We start from the raw sequence: 16,087 nt of genomic DNA, 5'->3' as shown, positions 1-16,087 counted from the left end.
ACGGCGCAATAAAAACGCGTTGAATTCCTCTTCCGTAACTGGCGAGGTATTCGCTTGAATTATCTCGAGGAGTCTGTTCCGTTTCATGGTTCAATACCTTTTGCATTCATGGATGTTTGACCCAGTGAAATGATTCATAGTTCCCTACAGCCTCCACTTTGATAAATTTAATTGGAACCCTGTGGGCGAGCGCTGCAGCCGCGAAAATTTCCCTGATGACGCAACGCGGCCCAATGCCTTGATTGGTGAACTGCTCTTTGAGAACCATAACAGCATTGTTTAAATAAAGAGACAGGCCGTCGCTTTCATTGACCAGATAACGGTACATATCTTCATCCAAAATATCGTTGCTAACGATGAATGCGATCGACTGTTCCTCTCTTCGAACTAGTACTTTGCTGTTCTTGGGAGCCCCAGTTAAGGCAGCAATATCCTGCGAGCTGAGGAATCCATCATGGTTGTCTAACTCGATAGTGACCTCAACGGAATCAGCATCAAACCATTTTTTGTAGATGGCATCCATTAGTGCTGCCTCCTTGTTGTTTGGTTTAGAGCAGAGTAGACGGATGCCCGCATGTGTGTATTGAAGTAGATAGAATGTGCGGTGTTTATATGGGAGTGGATATGCAGGAGATTCTGGAAACGCCGGTGCTATTGCTGGATGAGGTGCGCATGATGCGCAATGTCGAGCGCATGCAGACGCGCATGGATGCGCTGGGCGTGGCGTTCCGGCCACACGTCAAGACGAGCAAGTGTCTGGAGGTGGTGCGCCGTCAGATGGCCGAGGGTGCGCGTGGCATTACGGTGTCCACGCTGAAGGAGGCGGAGGAGTTTTTCCGTGCCGGCATCGATGACATTCTGTACGCGGTCGGCATCGTGCCGAACAAGTTGGATCATGCGCTCAAGCTGATCCGCGAGGGCTGCCGCCTGACGCTGCTGCTGGAATCGGTGGCGATGGCCGAGCAGGTGGCGCGTCATGGCGCCGAACATGGCGTGTGCTACGAGGTGATGATCGAAATCGACACCGATGGCCATCGTTCCGGCGTCAAGCCCGATGATCCGGTGCTGCTGGATATCGCCGCCGCGCTGCAAGGCGGCGCGCGTCTCAAGGGCGTGATGACGCACGCCGGCGCTTCCTACGATTGCAACACACCGGAGGCGCTGCAGGCCATGGCCGAACAGGAGCGCTCGCGCTGCGTCGCCGCCGCCACGCTGCTGCGCAACGGTGGCCATGCGTGCGAAGTGGTCAGCGTCGGCTCCACGCCCACCGCATTGAGCGCCCGGCACCTGGACGGCGTGACCGAAGTGCGCGCCGGCGTCTACGTGTTCTTCGACATGGTGATGGCCGATGTCGGCGTCTGCACCACCGACGATATCGCCATCAGCGTGCTGTGCACAGTCATCGGCCACCAGGCCGATCAAGGCTGGGTCATCACCGACGGCGGGTGGATGGCGATGAGCCGCGACCTCGGCCACGACAGCCACGGCTACGGCCAGGTCTGCGACGCTGACGGCCAGCCCATCACCGACCTTAGCTTCGGCAAAGCCAATCAGGAACATGGCGTGCTGCAATGGACCGGCGACGGCGGCATCGACATCACCCAGCGCTTCCCGGTCGGCAGCAGCCTGCGCATCCTGCCCAACCACGCCTGCGCCACCGCCGCGCAACATGGTCAGTACCATGTGATCCCGCAAAACGGCGGGGAGTGGCCAGTCTGGCCGCGCTTTAACGGGTGGTAAATGCGAGCAATCCGCACGAGGTGGCGCTAAGTCGCTGAGCGCAAAGGCTTTTATGCCGGTGGAAAGCGAGTTGAGGGCAGGGCGGCCGGGTCTTATTCTGATGGCTCCAACAACAGGAGCAAGACCCATGAAATTCAATCACATCAGCTTTCCATCCAGCGACGTGCGCGCCACCGCCAACTTCTTCGTGCAGCACCTCGGCTGCTCTCTTGAATACATCGGCGCGGACGCCGCCGTGCTCAAGCGCGCCGGCTTCGACATCGTCATCGAAGCCAAGGACCACACCGTGGTCTGGCCGCACAACTTCCACCTCGGCTTCGAGCTGCCGACGGTGGAGGAGGTCAGCCAGCTCTACCAGCACCTGCAAGCGCGGGGCGTGCCCATGAAAACCGGCCTGTTCCACCACGAGCGTGGCTCGCGCTTCTTCTGCGAGGCACCGGGCGGGCTGCTGTTCGAAATGAACACGCGCGCCGATGCCCACGAGCGCTACCGCGCCAGCTTCGAGCGCCAAGCCCGCGCCGACGCGGTAAAATAGCTGTTTTTATATCTCAGCTTTCACTCCGATGACTAACGCACCAGCCAAGCCAGTCCGTACCCGTTTCGCCCCCAGCCCGACCGGCTACCTCCACCTCGGCGGCGCCCGCACGGCGCTGTATTCGTGGGCCTTCGCCCGTCACTTCGGCGGCACCTTCGTGCTGCGCATTGAAGACACCGACCTGGAGCGCTCCACGCCGGAGGCCGTGCAGGCGATCATCGAAGGCATGGCCTGGCTGGGCCTGAACCACGACGAGGGCCCGTTCTACCAGATGAAGCGCATGGACCGCTACCGCGAGGTGGTGGCCCAGATGCTGGAGGCGGGCACCGCCTACCACTGCTACTCGTCCCCGGAAGAGGTGCAGGCCATGCGCGACCGCGCCACCGCCGCCGGCGAAAAGCCACGTTACGATGGCACCTGGCGTCCGGAGCCGGGCAAGGTGCTGCCGGCGATTCCGGAAGGCCGCAAGCCGGTGGTCCGCTTCAAGAACCCGCTCGACGGCGAAGTGACCTGGAACGATTTCGTCAAGGGCCCGATCACCATCGCCAATAAAGAGCTGGACGATCTGGTGATCGCCCGTCCGGACGGCACGCCAACCTATAACTTCTGCGTGGCCATCGACGACCTCGACATGCAAATCAGCCACGTCCTGCGCGGCGACGACCACGTCAACAACACCCCGCGCCAGATCAACATCCTGCGCGCCATCGGCGCGCCGCTGCCGGAATACGGCCACCTGCCGATGATCCTTGGTTCGGACGGCGCCAAGATGTCCAAGCGCAAGGACGCGGTCAACGTCATGCAATACCCGGCCGAAGGCTACCTGCCGGAAGCTATCTTGAACTACCTGGCGCGCCTGGGCTGGAGCCACGGCGACGATGAAGTGTTCTCGATGGAGCAGGTGTGCCAGTGGTTCGATGGCACCCACCTGTCCAACTCGGCGGCCCAGTTCAACATCGAAAAACTGAACTGGTTGAACAACCACTATATTAAGCAGGCGGACAACGAGCGCCTGGCCGGGCTGGCCAAGGCGCGCATGGAGGCCAACGGCGCCGTGTTCGAGGGCGCGCCGTCGCTGCCGGTGGTGCTGGGCCTGATGAAAGAGCGCACCAACACCGTCAACGAACTGGCCGATGCCGCCATGCTGTTCTTCCGCGAGCCGCAGCCGGATGCCGCGCTGCTGGCCCAGCACGTCACCGACGCCGTCAAGCCGGCGCTGGCGGATTTTGCCGAGCGTTGCAAAACGGTGGAGTGGAACAAGGCCGCGCTGGCCGCCATGATCAAGGAAGTGCTGGCCGCGCACGGCCTGAAGATGCCGCAGATCGCCATGCCGCTGCGCCTGTTCGTCACCGGCCAACTGCAGACGCCGGCCATCGACGCCGTGCTGGAAATCTTCGGCCGCGACACCGTTGTGGCGCGTGTGGCGAAGTTCCTCTAAATTTTTCATTGAAGCAGGGGCAAAGTTGCAAAAGGGTATTTGCATAATACGGCGCCTCTGCTATACTCTTGTCTCTCGCGCAAACGGGGGTATAGCTCAGCTGGGAGAGCGCTTGCATGGCATGCAAGAGGTCAGCGGTTCGATCCCGCTTACCTCCACCAGTTTGCAGAGGATGTAGTACGGTAGTTCCAGGGTCCCCATCGTCTAGAGGCCTAGGACATCACCCTTTCACGGTGAGTACCGGGGTTCGAATCCCCGTGGGGACGCCAGCTTCGCCAAGGCTGGTAGTAGTAAGGCTTCTGTGCCCTGAGGGGGTATAGCTCAGCTGGGAGAGCGCTTGCATGGCATGCAAGAGGTCAGCGGTTCGATCCCGCTTACCTCCACCAACAAGCACAGGAGAGTAGTCAAGGTAGTTCCGAGGTCCCCATCGTCTAGAGGCCTAGGACATCACCCTTTCACGGTGAGTACCGGGGTTCGAATCCCCGTGGGGACGCCAGCGATGCCAACGCTGGTCGGTTGCGGTAAATGTTTTCTACGCCCGGGGGGTATAGCTCAGCTGGGAGAGCGCTTGCATGGCATGCAAGAGGTCAGCGGTTCGATCCCGCTTACCTCCACCAATCGCGTAGGATGCATATCAGAGAAGTTCCTTGGTCCCCATCGTCTAGAGGCCTAGGACATCACCCTTTCACGGTGAGTACCGGGGTTCGAATCCCCGTGGGGACGCCAACACAGCGAAATGATAAGCCGCCATGATGCGGCTTTTTTGTTTTTGCGCGCCGGTTTCCACCCTTTGCAGATGCTCGACCCTTGTGTCGCCCGGCTCGGGCGCGGTGGAGTGGAGCGCGCAGCCCCGAAATAGGTACGGCGTTGTAGAGCTGCCAATCTTGCTGTGATTTTTCAGCAAAAACAAGGGCTTGCTATTGCGCTCGGGGGATTACGCTGCCATAATACGCGCCTTGGAAATGTCCCCATCGTCTAGAGGCCTAGGACATCACCCTTTCACGGTGAGTACCGGGGTTCGAATCCCCGTGGGGACGCCAAAAGACATTTCCAAAGGCCAGTACGGACAGTTTCTGTCCCCATCGTCTAGAGGCCTAGGACATCACCCTTTCACGGTGAGTACCGGGGTTCGAATCCCCGTGGGGACGCCAAATCATGCAAAAAGCCGCCTTGTGCGGCTTTTTGCATTTCCGGCCCTACCACGCCAGCGGCGCGTACTGCAGCGGCGGCCGGTACAGCGGCATCATGCCCAGCGCGAACGGATCGTAGGCCGGCGCCGCCATCATTTGCATCATCATCTGCTGCGGCTGCGTGGCGGCGGTGTTCAGCCCCACCGCCAGCACCGCGTCCGGCAGGCCGAAACCGGTGTGGCCCTGGTCGCCCAGGCTGACGCGGCGCGCGCTGGCGCGGATGATCTGGAACAGCCGCTCGACCCGCTCCGGACCGCGCGTCTTGTATGGCGGCGTCTGGAAGTCCGGATGGTGCGCGAGGCACAGCGCGGCCAGGCCGGTCACGTGCGGCGCCGCCATCGAGGTGCCGTCCCACGCGGCGAAGTTATTCGGCGGCACGCAGGAGGTGATGGCCACGCCCGGCGCGCACACGGCCACCTGCGGGCCGAAGCAGCTGAACTTGGCGGTGAAGTAGCCATAGGCGTCGACGTTGTTGTCCAGCGTTTGCGCGTGGTAGCTGTCGGCCGGGAACTCATCGAGCTTGCCGATCGCCGCCACCGCCAGCACGTTGGGCGAGGAGGCCGGATATTGCACCGGCCCGCCCGAGTTGCCGGCCGCCACGACGCAGGCGATGCCGGCGCGCCGGGCGCGGATGATTTGCTGCTCCAGCGCCTCCGACACCTCCGCGCCGCCCAGCGACAGATTCACCACGTCGATCTGTTTGTCGATGCAGTATTCGAGCGCGTCGATCAGCTGGCTCACCTGGCCGCCGGGGAACAGCTTGCACGCATGGACCTCGGCCTCGGGCGCGAAGCCGCGGATGCCGGAGGCGATGTCGGCCGCCGCGATCACGCCGGCGCAATGGGTGCCATGGCCCAGCGTGTCCTGGTCCCAGCCGTTGGGGTTGGTTTTTTTGTTGATGACGTCGAAGCCGGCGCGGATGCCGTGCAGGTTGTCGTGCGTGGTGGCGGCGCCGGAGTCGATGATGGCGATCCTCACGCCCTGGCCGCGATAGGCGCCCGGCAGCTGGTCCAGGCGCATGGCTTTCTGGCCCCAGCCGTAGCAGCGCTGGCGCGGGAAGCCGTTCAGCGCCGGCCAGTCGGACAGCGCGCGCAGCGCCACCACGTTGGCCTCGTCGCTGCTGATGTCGGGGTCGCGCTGGTAGAAGCTCCAGTAATCGGACTTGGGCTTGACGTACAGGCCGCGCACGGTGTCGCGCGTCTCGCCGAACAGCGACAGCGTGACCTGGCCGTTGGCGTCGGTCACGCCGCTGGCCGGCAGCATGCTGCCGAACAGCGAGACCTCGGCGTTGGCCAGCGGCGCGCCATCCTTGCCGATCACGCTGATGACGGCGTTCAGCACCGGCCCGCCGTCGCTGGCCGGCGTCACGCCGGTGACCATGGCCGGCTGGCGCAGCGACGCGTCCATCAGGTTCAGCGGCTGGTCGCGCTCGACCAGCAGGCGTCCCTGGGCCTGCTGGTGCAGGGTGGCGGCTTTTTGCTCGGTCATGCGCGCCACCAGCACGCCCTGGCCGCCGCCCATGCCGTCGGCCAGGGCGCCCAGCACCGATTTGGGGCCGACCTTGTCGACCACCTCGATGTCGCTGCTGTTGCGCAGCGCCTGCTCCAGCGCGTCAAACTGCAGCGGCTGCAAGCCCAGCGCGTGCAAGCCCTCCGGCGCCGCGCGTGGGGCGATCACGAATTGTTTCTTGCGCGCGCCGATATTGCGGCCGGTGCTGTCGGCGCGGCCGTTGCCTTGCGGCGCGGCCTCGCCGCTGTCGCCGCCGCTGTCGACCGTGTCGGCGGCGCGCGTGCCGCCGCTGGCGACGGCGCCGGTGGAGCCGCTGCTGGCGCCGGCGCCGCCCGAACGGCGACCGCCGCCGGGATTGGCGCTTTCCGCCGGCGCCGGCGGATCGGCCTCGGCGCTGGTGGGGGGGAGGTCTGGCGGCGTGGCGCTGCCGCCATTGGGATTCTTAGGCATGATCTTCCTTTCAAAAGGGATCGAACGGGTCGCTGTCGAACAGGGACAGCGGCCGGTCCGGCTCTATCGTCAATTGGTGCGCGGGCGTGCCGGTCAGGCGGAAGTGCTGGTCCAGCAGGCGCGCTTTTTCAGGGGTGATTTCCACCACCGCCGTGTGCGGGCGGTCGCGCGGGCCGACGATGTCGACCACGGCGATGTCGGCGTCGGTGGCGGCCAGGGCCAGGAAGTCGTTGAGCGGCGCGCCGCGCGCGGCGTGGATCAGGTAACGGCCTGTGGTGTTGGTGGGATCTGGCATGGGATACTCCTCAAAGAGCAGCGCCCTCCGGCGGCGGCCGCCGCAGGAGGGCTCAATGGCTGGCGCCCGGGGCGCCGCCGCGTCAATGCAGCGTTTGCTGGCCGCCGTACAGCGCGGTGTTGCCTTGCTGCGCCGCCAGTTGCGCCAGTTGTGCTTGTTGTTGGGCGTAGGCCGCGCTGACCGGGTCCACGCCAAACGGCAGCATGCCGCCCAGCTGGCCGGCGATGCCGCCGATGGTGCCGCCGAGGCCGGCGTTACCGAAGGCGCCGCCGATCATGCCGCCCAGCGGGCGACCCACGCTCTTGATGATGTTGCCGAACCAGCCTTGCGGCGCCAGGCCTTGCTCCTGCATCTGCTGCGCCAGCGCTTCCTGTTGTGCTTGTTGTGCGTAGGCGGCCGTCACCGGGTCGGCGCCGAACGGCAGCAGGTTGGGCGGCTGCGGAATGAAGGGGTTGTACACGCTGCTGTACGGATGGCTCTTGCGCCACAGGTCGCCAAACAGGCCTTGCGGCGCCAGCCCCTGCTGCGCGTAGGCCGCCGCCACCGGATCGGCGCCGAACGGCAGCATGCCGCCCAGCTGGCCGGCGATGCCGCCGATGGTGCCGCCGAGGCCGGCGTTACCGAAGGCGCCGCCGATCATGCCGCCCAGCGGGCGACCCACGCTCTTGATGATGTTGCCGAACCAGCCTTGCGGCGCCAGCTGGCCCAGCTGCGCCTGTTGCAGCAGTTGCTGCTGTTGCTGTTGCTGCGCGTAGGCGGCGGTCAGCGGATCGACGCCGAACGGCAGCAGGCTGCCGCCGATGCCGCCGGCCGCCTGGCCGATCTGGCGGCCGAGGTTGGCGTTACCGAACAGGCCGCCGATGCCGCGTCCGATCAGGCCGCCCAGCGGCGCGCCCAGCAGGCCGCCGAAGAAACCTTGCGGGGCCAGTTCGCCATATTGTTGCGGGGTGAGTTGTTGTCCATAGAATTCATTCATGACATCTCCTTGTTGTAAATGACAGCGCAGCCGGTGGGCCGCGCTGGTAGGGTTGGACTGACAGCCACCCGCGAAGTTTTGGTATTCTTGGTTCCCGCCGCGTGTTAATCAGGTATCATCCAGCCTCGATTTTTCTGCTTGCCCGCCATGACCCCATTCCGCCGCCTTGACCTGTTCTGCCGCGTCGTCGACAACTACGGCGACATCGGCATTTGCTGGCGTCTCGCCAAACAGCTGGTGCGCGAGCACGGGCTGGCCGTCACCCTGTTCGTGGACGACCTGGCCAGCTTCCAGCGCATTTGCCCGGCGGTGAACGTGGCGGCGGAGCGCCAGCAGGTGGAGGGCGTGACCGTGCGGCACTGGCGCGACCAGGACGGCGTCTACACGCCGGCCGAGGTGGCCGACATCGTGATCGAATTCTTCGCGGTCGACCTTCCGCCCGGTTACATCGACGCCATGGCGCAATGCGCGCCGCGGCCGGTATGGTTCAATCTGGAGGGGCTGACGGCGGAGGAGTGGGTCGAGGGCTGCCACCGCCTGCCGTCAATGCAGCCGCGCGCGATGACCAAGTATTTCTTCTTCCCCGGCTTTACCGACAAGACCGGCGGCCTGCTGCGCGAGGCCGAACTGGAGCGGCAGCGCCTGCAATTCGAACCGGCCGCCTTCCTGTCGCAACTGGGCCTGACGCCGGCCGAGCAGGCGGCCACGCGGGTTTCCCTGTTCTGCTATCCGCACGCGCCGGTGTCGGCCTTGTTCGATGTGTGGCAAAACGGCGCGCGGCCGCTCACCTGCCTGGTGCCGGAGGGCGTGGCGGCCGACGCCGTGCGCGCCTTCACCGGCGGCGGGGGCGGGGCCGGCAGCGTGGCCACGCGCGGCGCGCTGACGGTGCGCGTGCTGCCCTTCGTGCCGCAGCCCGATTACGACAAGCTGCTGTGGGCCTGCGACCTGAACTTCGTGCGCGGCGAGGATTCCTTCGTGCGCGCGCAGTGGGCCGGCAAGCCCTTCATCTGGCACATCTACCCGCAGGACGAGAACCTGCACCACAAGAAGTTGCGCGCCTTCCTGCGGCGCTACGCGGCCGACCTGCCGGCGCTGGCCGATTTTTCGCTGCGCTGGAACGGCGCGCCGGCGCATGGCGAGGATGACAACTGGGCGGCGTCCTGGGCCGCCGTGGCGGCCGAAGCCGGCGCCGCCACGGCCCGCGCCGCCGCATGGCAGCGGGAAATGCTGTCCCATGGCGACCTGGCCAGTAATATGCTGTCGTTCGCCGCCAGCTTGAGATAGGCGCATGGCCAAAAAACAGGTACAATGCTGGGTTTAGCTCTGTACCGCTTTTTTTCGATCAAACGTCAGGCGACGATGATCTTTACGCAACCACCTTATTAAGTAGAATCGCTATGAAACCAGCAAAAGAAATTCGTGTCGGCAACATTATCATGGTTGACGCTAAGCCATTCATCGTACTGCGCTCCGACGTCAACGGTTCGAGCCGCACGGGCTTCACCTACAAATGGAAAATGAAGAACTTGCTGACCAACGCCCCGTTCGAGAGCGTGTTCCGCGGCGACGACAAATTCGACGTGGTGGTTCTGGACAAGAAGCCAGTGACCTACTCGTACTTCGCCGACCCGCTGTACGTGTTCATGGACGCCGACTACGAACAGTACGAAATCGAAGAAGAAAACCTGGGCGACGCCCTGAACTACCTGAAGGACGGCATGGAATGCGAAGCCGTGTTCTACGACGGCAAGGCGATCTCGGTTGAACTGCCAACCACCATCCAGCGTCAGGTGGTGTACTCGGAGCCTGCGGTCAAAGGCAACACCTCGGGCAACGTGACCAAGGAAGCCAAGATCGAAAACGCCATCGAATCGAAGCAGTTCTCGATCCAGGTGCCGCTGTTCGTGTCGCAAGACGACATCGTCGAGATCGACACCCGCACCAACGAATTCAAGAAAGTGGTGCGCGGCTAAGCAGCCCAGCCCCCCAAAAAAGCACCTGCGTGCTGAGACGGCCAAGACCGTCTCATGGCCGCAGGTGCTTTTTTTTTGCCAATTTTTGTGGTGCAAGTTGCAAGCTGCTGATATATTAATGCGACGCAACAAACGCGGTGCATTAGTGAAACCACTCACGAGGATGGCATGAATCGCAGGGATTTCGTAAGACTCGGCAATCCGCCGGGCAGGCAGCCGGGCACGGGCGGTATCCTCGACGCCGGCGTCCGCGAGCAGCAGCGGATGATGGAGGCGGGCAAGCTTACCTCGCATTGGCTGACGTCGCAGTACCTGGCGCGTATCCGCATAGTCGGCAAGGGGATCGAGGTCCATCCGCATGCGCTGAAGGTGGCGCTGGACATGGACCGCGAGCGCAACCTGAGGCGCGTGCGCGGGCCGCTGCACGGTGTGCCGGTACTGATCCGTGACGACGCCGAGCCGGCGGCGACGCAGCTGCGCGCGGCCGGCGCGGTGGTGGTCGGCAAGGTGAGGGCGGGCGAGTTGGCGGCGCTGACGCTGTCGTCCATCCTGGGCATGGACCCGATCATGCGGGAGCGCGACGCGGACATCCAGCACACGCTGCTGGCGTTGAAGGCGCAGGGCGCCCAGCTGGTCGATACGGCGATGGCCGGCGCCGGCGCCGACAAGGCGCTCAGCGTGCTAGTGTTTCAGCACGTGGCGGAAGGTCGGCTCGATGCCCAGCGCGTGCAGGTGGCGGACGATGTCTTCCAGCGTGGCGTCCCTGAGCAGCAGGTCCTGCGGCTCGACGCCTGACGCGGTGGACGGCATGGCGGGCGCTTGCACCGCCGCCGGCGCGGCATCGTGCTTGCGCCGCAGCGTGGCCAATGCCTGAGCAAATTCCTCTTCCGTGATGCTTTCAAGGCGCTCAAGGAAGGCCGCCTGCGCGGCTTCCGGCGGCGCCATCTCCAAACCCAGATCCTCGGCCAGCGCGCCGCCCATGCTGGGGTTGATGAAGGCGGCCCACAGGCCGGTGGCGTGGTTCAGCGCCGGCGGCAAATCGACGCGGCTGCGGCCGAAATCAATCTGCTCATCTTCAAAGTAAGCCTTGTGCAGCAAGGCGAGGAATTGTTTCGCCTGGGCCTCCGGTATCGGCCGCGCCAGCGACAGCCACAGGCGATAGCACTCGCCGCCCGACACGCTGACCGCCGGCGCGGGCAGGCCCAATTCCGTTTGCAGCGCGTTGGCCACATCGCACAGGCGCGCCCAATGCAGCTCCTCGGGAGCCTGGTGGAAGTCGATCACCAGTGCGCGCGTGACGCCATCGGCGCCGACCAGGTTGACCGCCTGGCCGTCGACCTGCTGGCCGGGCAGCAGGTAAAGTCTTTGTAGTTCGGATGTCAAATTTTGCATGATTCCATTGTACTATCAGGCGTCGCAGCCGTGGCGCTGCATCACTTGGGAGTAGCGATGCGTAAGGTGGTTTTTGTGGTATTGGCGTTAAGCGCGGGCTGGGCGATGGCGAGCGAGTTCGCCGTGCCGCATCGCTTCGATGTGGGAGGCGGCCGCAAGATGAACATGTACTGCAGCGGCCAGGGGCCGGTCACCGTGGTGTTTGACGCGCCGTCCGGCGACGCCGGCTGGTCGTGGTATCGCGTGCAGCCGGAAGTGGCCAAGCACGCGCGCGCCTGCGTGTTCGACCGCGCCGGCTTCGGTTTCAGCGATCCGGTGAAAACGCCGAATACCTCCGAGAGCGTGGCGGCCGATTTGCACAAGCTGCTGGCAGCGGCGGGCGAGAAGGGGCCGTATGTCATGGTGGGCAACTCGCTGGGCGGCGCCAATGTGCAGGTGTACACCTATCGCTATCCGGCGGAGGTGAAAGGATTGGTGCTGGTGGAGGCGCAGCATGAAGACGAAACCGATCGCCTGGACAAGGTCACCGAAGGCAAGGTAAAGCAGATTTACGCGATGGTAGAGCAGCAGGGCAAGTACTGCCTGGCCGCTGCGAAGAAGGGCTTCGCCAAAAACGCCGAGGCGCGCAACAACTGCATTGGCGATCCGCTGGCGACTTTCGGCCCGCGGCTCGGCGCGGCGCGACTGGCGTCCGAATCCAAATTGTCGTACTGGCAGGCCAATGTGGCGGAGTATGCGGCGATCGCCACCAGCGACGGGCAGCTGCGCAAATTACGCCGTCCGTTCGGCGACATCCCGCTGGTGGTGTTGACGCGCGGCGTGAGCCCGTATGCGGTGCCGGGCCAGCCGCAAAGCGCGATGAACAAGGCTTTTGAAGATGAAAACTTCGCGATACAGAAGGAGTTCACCAAACTCTCCACCCGCGCCACCCAGCGCGTGGTGGCCGGCGCCGGCCACGTGATTCAGGCCGATAAGCCGGAAGCCGTGGTCGACGCCGTGCTGGAGGTGCTGAAACAGGTCACACCGTAACGCCCAGCTCCTGCAGGATCTGCTCCTTCATCTGCTGCAGCTCGGGATGGGAGAGCTTGCGCGGATGCGGGTGCGGCACTTCGAACACGGCCTGGATGCGGGTGGGACGGGGCGACAGCACCAGCACGCGGTCCGCCATGAACAGGGCTTCCTCCACGTCGTGCGTGATCAGCAGCACGGTGTGGCGCTCCTCGCCGAGGATGCGCAGCAGCTCGTTGCGCATCTTGAGGTTCATCAGCGCGTCCAGCGCGGAGAAGGGTTCGTCCATGTACAGGATCTCGGGCTTGACCACCAGCGCCCGCGCGATCTCCACCCGTTTCAGCATGCCGCCCGAGAGTTCGTGCGGATAGCTGTTTTCGAAGCCCTTGAGGCCCACCATCTCGGCGTAATGGTCCGCCAGCGCGGCCTTGTCGCCGTGGCCGTCGCCGGTCAGGCCGAACATCAGGTTCTGCTGCACCGTCAGCCACGGGAACACGGAGCCGTGCTGCGAGATGGCGATGCCTTTCGGGCTGGGGCCATGGCGCACAACGCCGTCAATCAGCACTTCGCCTTCGCTGGGCGGCTCGAAGCCAGCGATGATCTTCATCAGCGTCGATTTGCCGCAGCCGGACGGGCCGACGATGGCGACGAATTCGCCATCCCCGACCGACAGGCTGACACCGCCCACCACCGGCAGGTCCTTGAATTGCTTCTTGATGTTGTTGACGACGATCTTAGCGTCCATAGCGCCACCTTACCGATTTGAGTCCTTCGAGCTTGCGCATCACCGCGTCCAGTATCAGGCCGATGACGCCGATGATCACCATGCCGGCGATGACCAGGTCATAGCGGTTGCCGGCGTTGCGCGAATCCATGATGAGATAGCCGAGGCCGGAACGCAGCGCGATCATTTCCGCCGCCACCACCACCAGCCAGGCCACGCCCAGCGCGATGCGCATGCCGACGATAATCTCCGGCAGCACGGCCGGAATGATGACCTGCTTGAACAGCACCAGGCGCGAGACGCCAAAGTTCTCGGCCGCGCGCAGGTAGCGCCGTTCGATGGTGTGCACGCCGGCCGCCGTCTGCACGATCATCGGGAACACGGAAGCGATAAAGATCAGGAACACCGGCGACAGGTTGCCGACCCCGAACCACAGGATGGCCAGCGGGATCCACGCGATCGGTGAAATCGGGCGCAGGATCTGGAAGATGGGGTTGAGCGTGATGTAGGCGGCGTCCACGCGGCCCATCCACAGGCCGAGCGGAATCGCCACCAGCGCGGCCAGGCCGAAGCCGCAGCCTACCCGGAACAGCGAGGCGCCGATGTGTTCCCACAGCGTGCCGTCCTCCACCAGCTCCATGGTGCCGGTGACCACCTGGCCCGGCGTCGGGAAGATCACGCTTTCGGTTTGCACCACGATCACCCACCACAGGGCGATCAGGGCGATCAGCACCGCCAGCGGCGGCAGGATGGTTTTGAGTTTTTCCATGTGCTCCCTGTTAGTTTGGTTTTTTATGTTGGCTTTATTTGCTTCCACGCGCGGGCGGTGCGCCACCGCAGGCGCGGCCAGCCGGCGGCCGGCATCTCGTCCACCACCACGCGCATTTGACCGCTGGCGTGCGCGGTGCAGGCGAAGTCGTTGACGGAGACGGTTTCAAACGGCAGCCGGAAACTCTGGCCCGGCATGATGAGCACGGGGCCGAAGATTTGCGGCACGTTGTCCAGGTTGCGCAGCAGGAGCACGTCGTTGGCGCCGTGCGTCAGGTGGATTTCGGCGGGCAGGATCTCGACCTTGTCGCCGGCCATGCGGCGCGCGTAGGTGCCGGCCGGGATTTCAAACAGTTCGTCGCGCGAGGCCAGTTTGATCGGCGCCAGCGCGCCCCACGCGGCGGCGGCGCACGCCGCGCCCGCAACGATCAGCAGGAGGACGCGCGGCGTTTTCAATTCTTCAGCAGCAGTTTGACGTCGTGCACCACGTCGTCGGCCGTGCGGCCGTAGGGCAGCAGCGCGCGCAGCTTGCCGGCGCCGTCGACGAAGTACAGGTAGGAGGAGTGGCCGACGATGTAATCCTTGCTGCCCTCGATCTGCTTCCTGGTGGCGGTGATGCCGTAGTCCTGGCGCACCTTGGCCATTTGCTGTGGCGTGCCGGTGGCGCCGATGAAGGTGGGGTCGAAGGCGCGCAGGTAGTTGCGCATGCGCTCCTCGGTGTCGCGCTCCGGATCGACGGTGACGTAGATGACTTGCAGCTGGTCCGCCTGCGCCCCCAGCTGCTTGCGCGCCTGCGCCAGCATCGCCAGCGACACCGGGCACACGTCCACGCAGGAGGTGTAGCCGAATTCCAGCAGCACCAGCTTGCCGCGGTACTGGCTCAGCGTCAGTGGCTTGCCGTTGGAGCCCTTGACGGTGAAGTCGGGCGCCATGCGCGGCGGATCGAAGGTGCCGGCCTTGAGGCCGAGCGGTTCGGCGGCGTCGGCCGCACTGGCGACGGTGGCTGCGGCCAGCAGCGTGGCGAGGATCCTTTTCACAGGCTGATGGTCACTGGCTTGATGGCTTTGACGAAGCTCTCGTCCACGTAGTTCTCGTAGGCGATGGGGCGCTTGATGGTGCCGGCTTCGATCGACAGCTGCATCAATTCGTCGAACTCCGCGCGGATCATGCGCAGGTCGCCGTAGGTGACGCGGTCGGCCGGATTCTGCATCACGAAGCGCAGCACGTTCGGGTCCTGGTTGAAGTATTTGCGGCCGGCGGCGATGGTCACGGCTTTCTCGCGGCTCACCGGGGTGGAGTCCAGCCAGTTGCCGGCGGCCTGCACGTAGTTGACCAGCTCCTGCACCAGCGGGCGGTTTTCCTTGATCAGTTCCTCGCGCACGGTCAGCACGCAGCAGATGTAATTGCGCCATTCGTCGCGCGTCATGGCCAACGGGCGGGCATAGCCGGCGCGCTGCGCGGCGGCGCCGAACGGCTCGCCGGTGCAGTAGCCATCGACCGCCTTGGCGTACAGCGCGGCCGGCATGTCCGGCGGGGCCATCTCGACGATCTCGATATCCTTGGGCGACATTTTTTCGCGCGCCAGCATCTTGCGCAGGAACAGGAAGTCGACCGCGAAGCGGCTCGGGATGGCGATGCGCTTGCCTTTGAGGTCGGCGAACTTCTTGTAGCTGGAATCAGTGCGCACCATGATGACGGCGCCCGAGCGGTGGCCCAGCGAGACTATCTTGACCGGAATGCGCTTGTCGGCCAGGTCCATCACCAGCGGCGCCAGCATGTAGGCGGCCTGGATACGGCCGGTCATCAAGGATTCCTTGACCTCCGGCCAGCCGTTGTATTTGCTGTACTCGAAGCCACGCGGCAGGGCGCCCGGCTTGCCTGCGGCGGCGGCCTTGGCGACACAGGCGATCGGCAGGGTGAGGTTGCAGGTGACGGGCAAGCCGCCGACCTGTATCGGGGATTCGGCGGCGCTGGCGCTGGAGGAGGTCAGCAGCGGCAGCGCCGGGACGGCGGCGGACAGCATCCCGCCAAGCAGCTGGCGGCGCAGGGGCGAATCAACTTCGGTATTGTGCATGGCGTGTCTCTTCCA

At 64.5% G+C, this 16,087-nt stretch carries 17 protein-coding genes and 8 tRNA genes; 15 read left to right on the top strand and 10 right to left on the bottom strand.

Annotated elements, in window-relative coordinates:
• Positions 1 to 106: 106 nt before the first annotated feature.
• Positions 107 to 523 (bottom strand): hypothetical protein, encoded by a 417-nt coding sequence (locus FHW83_RS01810; RefSeq protein ID WP_176644641.1) that lies wholly within the window; start codon positions 521 to 523, stop codon positions 107 to 109.
• Positions 524 to 624: 101 nt separating this feature from the next.
• Between FHW83_RS01810 and FHW83_RS01805 the strand changes: the two genes are divergently transcribed.
• The 11 genes from FHW83_RS01805 (at position 625) to FHW83_RS01755 (ending at position 4,864) form a co-directional block, all read left to right on the top strand.
• Positions 625 to 1,740 (top strand): alanine racemase, encoded by a 1,116-nt coding sequence (locus tag FHW83_RS01805; RefSeq protein WP_176644640.1) that lies wholly within the window; start codon positions 625 to 627, stop codon positions 1,738 to 1,740.
• A 127-nt stretch (positions 1,741 to 1,867) separates the two neighbouring features.
• Positions 1,868 to 2,275, top strand: a complete 408-nt coding sequence (locus FHW83_RS01800) for a VOC family protein (protein WP_176644639.1) — start codon at positions 1,868 to 1,870, stop codon at positions 2,273 to 2,275.
• A gap of 28 nt (positions 2,276 to 2,303) precedes the next feature.
• The gene (gltX, locus tag FHW83_RS01795; RefSeq protein ID WP_176644638.1) at positions 2,304 to 3,713 is read left to right on the top strand and encodes a glutamate--tRNA ligase; all 1,410 of its coding nucleotides are present in this window, start codon (positions 2,304 to 2,306) and stop codon (positions 3,711 to 3,713) included.
• 85 nt (positions 3,714 to 3,798) lie between these two features.
• Positions 3,799 to 3,874, top strand: a tRNA-Ala gene (locus FHW83_RS01790).
• Positions 3,875 to 3,906: 32 nt separating this feature from the next.
• A tRNA-Glu gene (locus FHW83_RS01785) sits at positions 3,907 to 3,982 on the top strand.
• 41 nt (positions 3,983 to 4,023) lie between these two features.
• Positions 4,024 to 4,099: transfer RNA gene (locus tag FHW83_RS01780), tRNA-Ala, on the top strand.
• Positions 4,100 to 4,133: 34 nt separating this feature from the next.
• Positions 4,134 to 4,209: transfer RNA gene (locus FHW83_RS01775), tRNA-Glu, on the top strand.
• 45 nt (positions 4,210 to 4,254) lie between these two features.
• Positions 4,255 to 4,330: transfer RNA gene (locus tag FHW83_RS01770), tRNA-Ala, on the top strand.
• 33 nt (positions 4,331 to 4,363) lie between these two features.
• Positions 4,364 to 4,439: transfer RNA gene (locus tag FHW83_RS01765), tRNA-Glu, on the top strand.
• 238 nt (positions 4,440 to 4,677) lie between these two features.
• Positions 4,678 to 4,753: transfer RNA gene (locus tag FHW83_RS01760), tRNA-Glu, on the top strand.
• 35 nt (positions 4,754 to 4,788) lie between these two features.
• Positions 4,789 to 4,864 (top strand) — tRNA-Glu (locus FHW83_RS01755).
• Between the two features lie 45 nt (positions 4,865 to 4,909).
• Here the strand turns inward: FHW83_RS01755 and FHW83_RS01750 are convergent.
• From FHW83_RS01750 to FHW83_RS01740, 3 genes are all read right to left on the bottom strand, one after another.
• Positions 4,910 to 6,862 (bottom strand): S8 family serine peptidase, encoded by a 1,953-nt coding sequence (locus tag FHW83_RS01750; RefSeq protein ID WP_176644637.1) that lies wholly within the window; start codon positions 6,860 to 6,862, stop codon positions 4,910 to 4,912.
• A gap of 10 nt (positions 6,863 to 6,872) precedes the next feature.
• The gene (locus tag FHW83_RS01745; RefSeq protein WP_176644636.1) at positions 6,873 to 7,157 is read right to left on the bottom strand and encodes a hypothetical protein; all 285 of its coding nucleotides are present in this window, start codon (positions 7,155 to 7,157) and stop codon (positions 6,873 to 6,875) included.
• Between the two features lie 82 nt (positions 7,158 to 7,239).
• Entirely contained in the window at positions 7,240 to 8,133 is an 894-nt protein-coding gene (locus tag FHW83_RS01740; RefSeq protein WP_176644635.1) for a hypothetical protein, read from the bottom strand.
• 147 nt (positions 8,134 to 8,280) lie between these two features.
• Here FHW83_RS01740 and earP point away from each other — a divergent pair, with 147 nt between their 5' ends.
• From earP to FHW83_RS30560, 3 genes are all read left to right on the top strand, one after another.
• Positions 8,281 to 9,417 (top strand): elongation factor P maturation arginine rhamnosyltransferase EarP, encoded by a 1,137-nt coding sequence (gene earP / locus FHW83_RS01735; protein ID WP_176644634.1) that lies wholly within the window; start codon positions 8,281 to 8,283, stop codon positions 9,415 to 9,417.
• A 113-nt stretch (positions 9,418 to 9,530) separates the two neighbouring features.
• Positions 9,531 to 10,106: an elongation factor P gene (locus FHW83_RS01730; RefSeq protein WP_176644633.1), complete on the top strand. Its 576-nt coding sequence runs from the start codon at positions 9,531 to 9,533 to the stop codon at positions 10,104 to 10,106.
• 168 nt (positions 10,107 to 10,274) lie between these two features.
• Positions 10,275 to 10,901: a hypothetical protein gene (locus tag FHW83_RS30560; RefSeq protein WP_229223977.1), complete on the top strand. Its 627-nt coding sequence runs from the start codon at positions 10,275 to 10,277 to the stop codon at positions 10,899 to 10,901.
• Here FHW83_RS30560 and FHW83_RS01720 read toward each other — a convergent pair.
• On the bottom strand, positions 10,788 to 11,498 hold the full coding sequence (locus FHW83_RS01720; RefSeq protein WP_176644632.1) for a hypothetical protein: 711 nt from the start codon (positions 11,496 to 11,498) through the stop codon (positions 10,788 to 10,790). The genes FHW83_RS30560 and FHW83_RS01720 overlap by 114 nt on opposite strands.
• A 57-nt stretch (positions 11,499 to 11,555) precedes the next feature.
• Here FHW83_RS01720 and FHW83_RS01715 point away from each other — a divergent pair, with 57 nt between their 5' ends.
• Positions 11,556 to 12,527, top strand: a complete 972-nt coding sequence (locus FHW83_RS01715) for an alpha/beta fold hydrolase (protein ID WP_176644631.1) — start codon at positions 11,556 to 11,558, stop codon at positions 12,525 to 12,527.
• On the opposite strand, the gene FHW83_RS01710 is transcribed toward FHW83_RS01715, so the two are convergent.
• Genes FHW83_RS01710 through FHW83_RS01690 form a run of 5 tightly spaced genes read right to left on the bottom strand, consistent with a single transcriptional unit; the run spans position 12,517 to position 16,072 of the window.
• Positions 12,517 to 13,251, bottom strand: a complete 735-nt coding sequence (locus FHW83_RS01710) for an ABC transporter ATP-binding protein (protein ID WP_176644630.1) — start codon at positions 13,249 to 13,251, stop codon at positions 12,517 to 12,519. The two genes, FHW83_RS01715 and FHW83_RS01710, sit on opposite strands and share 11 nt — an antisense overlap.
• The gene (locus tag FHW83_RS01705; protein ID WP_176644629.1) at positions 13,241 to 13,999 is read right to left on the bottom strand and encodes an ABC transporter permease; all 759 of its coding nucleotides are present in this window, start codon (positions 13,997 to 13,999) and stop codon (positions 13,241 to 13,243) included. The genes FHW83_RS01710 and FHW83_RS01705 overlap by 11 nt, the downstream gene beginning before the upstream one ends.
• Before the next feature lie 23 nt (positions 14,000 to 14,022).
• The gene (locus tag FHW83_RS01700; protein WP_229223976.1) at positions 14,023 to 14,454 is read right to left on the bottom strand and encodes a hypothetical protein; all 432 of its coding nucleotides are present in this window, start codon (positions 14,452 to 14,454) and stop codon (positions 14,023 to 14,025) included.
• Positions 14,451 to 15,035 carry an SCO family protein gene (locus FHW83_RS01695; RefSeq protein WP_373997154.1) on the bottom strand — a complete coding sequence of 195 codons (585 nt, stop codon included), beginning with the start codon at positions 15,033 to 15,035 and terminating at the stop codon, positions 14,451 to 14,453. Before FHW83_RS01695 ends, FHW83_RS01700 begins: the two co-directional genes overlap by 4 nt.
• Complete coding sequence (locus FHW83_RS01690) at positions 15,032 to 16,072, bottom strand: ABC transporter substrate-binding protein (RefSeq protein WP_176644628.1); 1,041 nt, start codon at positions 16,070 to 16,072, stop codon at positions 15,032 to 15,034. The genes FHW83_RS01695 and FHW83_RS01690 overlap by 4 nt, the downstream gene beginning before the upstream one ends.
• Positions 16,073 to 16,087 lie beyond the last annotated feature (15 nt).

This window comes from Duganella sp. SG902, assembly GCF_013376005.1.
In the GTDB taxonomy this organism is placed as follows: domain Bacteria; phylum Pseudomonadota; class Gammaproteobacteria; order Burkholderiales; family Burkholderiaceae_D; genus Rugamonas.
The sequence above is the reverse complement of the archived record's forward strand: the minus strand, read 5'-3'. Positions and strand labels throughout refer to the sequence as shown.

Bases quoted from the DNA above. Each gene is read 5' to 3' on its own strand.
- FHW83_RS01810 (WP_176644641.1), bottom strand. From the start codon at position 523: ATGGATGCCATCTACAAAAAATGGTTTGATGCTGATTCCGTTGAGGTC.
- FHW83_RS01805 (WP_176644640.1), top strand. From the start codon at position 625: ATGCAGGAGATTCTGGAAACGCCGGTGCTATTGCTGGATGAGGTGCGC.
- FHW83_RS01800 (WP_176644639.1), top strand. From the start codon at position 1,868: ATGAAATTCAATCACATCAGCTTTCCATCCAGCGACGTGCGCGCCACC.
- gltX (WP_176644638.1), top strand. From the start codon at position 2,304: ATGACTAACGCACCAGCCAAGCCAGTCCGTACCCGTTTCGCCCCCAGC.
- FHW83_RS01750 (WP_176644637.1), bottom strand. From the start codon at position 6,862: ATGCCTAAGAATCCCAATGGCGGCAGCGCCACGCCGCCAGACCTCCCC.
- FHW83_RS01745 (WP_176644636.1), bottom strand. From the start codon at position 7,157: ATGCCAGATCCCACCAACACCACAGGCCGTTACCTGATCCACGCCGCG.
- FHW83_RS01740 (WP_176644635.1), bottom strand. From the start codon at position 8,133: ATGAATGAATTCTATGGACAACAACTCACCCCGCAACAATATGGCGAA.
- earP (WP_176644634.1), top strand. From the start codon at position 8,281: ATGACCCCATTCCGCCGCCTTGACCTGTTCTGCCGCGTCGTCGACAAC.
- FHW83_RS01730 (WP_176644633.1), top strand. From the start codon at position 9,531: ATGAAACCAGCAAAAGAAATTCGTGTCGGCAACATTATCATGGTTGAC.
- FHW83_RS30560 (WP_229223977.1), top strand. From the start codon at position 10,275: ATGAATCGCAGGGATTTCGTAAGACTCGGCAATCCGCCGGGCAGGCAG.
- FHW83_RS01720 (WP_176644632.1), bottom strand. From the start codon at position 11,498: ATGCAAAATTTGACATCCGAACTACAAAGACTTTACCTGCTGCCCGGC.
- FHW83_RS01715 (WP_176644631.1), top strand. From the start codon at position 11,556: ATGCGTAAGGTGGTTTTTGTGGTATTGGCGTTAAGCGCGGGCTGGGCG.
- FHW83_RS01710 (WP_176644630.1), bottom strand. From the start codon at position 13,251: ATGGACGCTAAGATCGTCGTCAACAACATCAAGAAGCAATTCAAGGAC.
- FHW83_RS01705 (WP_176644629.1), bottom strand. From the start codon at position 13,999: ATGGAAAAACTCAAAACCATCCTGCCGCCGCTGGCGGTGCTGATCGCC.
- FHW83_RS01690 (WP_176644628.1), bottom strand. From the start codon at position 16,072: ATGCACAATACCGAAGTTGATTCGCCCCTGCGCCGCCAGCTGCTTGGC.